This is a genomic window from Streptomyces lonarensis (genome assembly GCF_012033735.1).
Classification (GTDB): domain Bacteria; phylum Actinomycetota; class Actinomycetes; order Streptomycetales; family Streptomycetaceae; genus Streptomyces; species Streptomyces lonarensis.
The window spans coordinates 1-1464 of record NZ_JAAVJD010000458.1 but is presented as its reverse complement, the minus strand read 5'-3'; the positions used below and the strand labels follow the sequence as shown (position 1 = coordinate 1464).

Annotated in this window: 2 protein-coding genes; both read right to left on the bottom strand. The window is 76.3% G+C overall.

Going from position 1 to position 1464, the window contains the following annotated elements:
• Window positions 1-111: 111 nt before the first annotated feature.
• Window positions 112-729 (bottom strand): 2-amino-4-hydroxy-6-hydroxymethyldihydropteridine diphosphokinase, encoded by a 618-nt coding sequence (folK, locus tag HCN56_RS25505; RefSeq protein ID WP_167975005.1) that lies wholly within the window; start codon window positions 727-729, stop codon window positions 112-114.
• Entirely contained in the window at window positions 726-1085 is a 360-nt protein-coding gene (gene folB, locus HCN56_RS25500) for a dihydroneopterin aldolase (protein WP_167975003.1), read from the bottom strand. The genes folK and folB overlap by 4 nt, the downstream gene beginning before the upstream one ends.
• Window positions 1086-1464 lie beyond the last annotated feature (379 nt).

Here is a 1464-nt window from a genome sequence, read left to right as displayed (position 1 = left end):
GGGCGGTCCCGCGCGCCCCGGCCGCCGGGACGCGCGGCGGCCGGGGGCGGGGCGAGGGGCGGCCGGGCGCGCTGCCGCAACCCCATCCGCTGCCCGACCTCACGCGTGGTCTCAGCTCGGCAGCGCCAGAGCGATGTCCTCGCGTCGCCGCACCCCGCTGTCGTCGACCGACGACCGCAGCTCGGCGAGCGGACCGCGGCCCGGGTAGTCGCCCTCCGGGTCCACATCCAGCCACGGCACCAGCACGAAGGCCCGCTCGTGGGCGCGCGGGTGCGGCAGCGTCAGCCGCGGGTCGGTCGAGACGACGTCCTGGTAGGAGACGATGTCGACGTCCAGCGTGCGCGGCCCCCACCGCTCGTCGCGGGTCCGCTCGTACGCCTCCTCGACCGCCTGCGCGCGCTCCAGCAGCGACGACGGCGGCAGCGTGGTCCGCACCACCACGACCGCGTTGAAGTAGGTGCCCTGGCTGCCCTCGGGCACACCCCAGGGCTCGGTCTCGTACACGGCGGAGACGGCGGTGACCCGCAGCCCCGGCGTGTCCTCCAGCGCGTCCACGGCGCCCTGGATCGTCTCCAGCCGGTTGCCGAGGTTGCTGCCGAGGGCGATCACCGCGAGCCGCGGGTTGTGCAGGGTGGCATCGGCGGCGTCCACCTGCTGCACCACCGCGGAAGGGACCGGCTGGACGGTCGGGTCGGGGGAGGAGGAAGCGGCGTTGTCGCTGCTCGTCATGGTCTGCTCCGCAGAATGGTGATGGTCACGTCGTCGAAGGGGACGGTGATCGGGGCCCCCGGCTTGTGCACCGTCACTTCCACCTCCCGCACCGCCTCGTGCGAGAGGCACTGGTCGGCGATGCGCTCCGCGAGGGTCTCGATCAGCGCGAACGGCTCGCCGGAGACCAGGGCGGTCACCTCCTCGGCGACCACCCCGTAGTGGACGGTGCGTCCCAGGTCGTCCCCGGCGGCGGCGGGGCGGGTGTCCAGCCCGAGCCTGACGTCGACCACGAAGGTCTGGCCGAGAGAACGCTCCTCGGGGAGCGCGCCGTGGAATCCGCGGGCCCGCAGCCCACGCAGTGTGATGTGGTCCATCGCCGCCCACTTCCTTCCCGTTCGCGCCGGCGCCCGTGATGGGCCGGCAGCCGTGGTCCCGGCCGTGGTCGGGACGACCGCGGTGGGGCGGCGCGGGGATGCCGCCGCCGGCACCGGCAGGCTGCGCCGTCGACGGGCACGGTACGTCCCGCCGGGGTCCGGGCGGTCCGACCCCTCGCAATCTACCCGCGCCCGCCACCGTGGCTCGCGGGCGGGTACGGCACCCCGGAAGGGGATGTCGCGCCCTCTACCCACCGCCCCGCGCCGCTACGCGTGGGCGGGCGGGCTCCGGCCACCATCGGGGGAGGGCACGGCCCCGGGCAGGGCGCGCGGCGGCCCGCGGGCGGGAACCGGGCGGCTCCCGCGCCCGCCCGTGGGG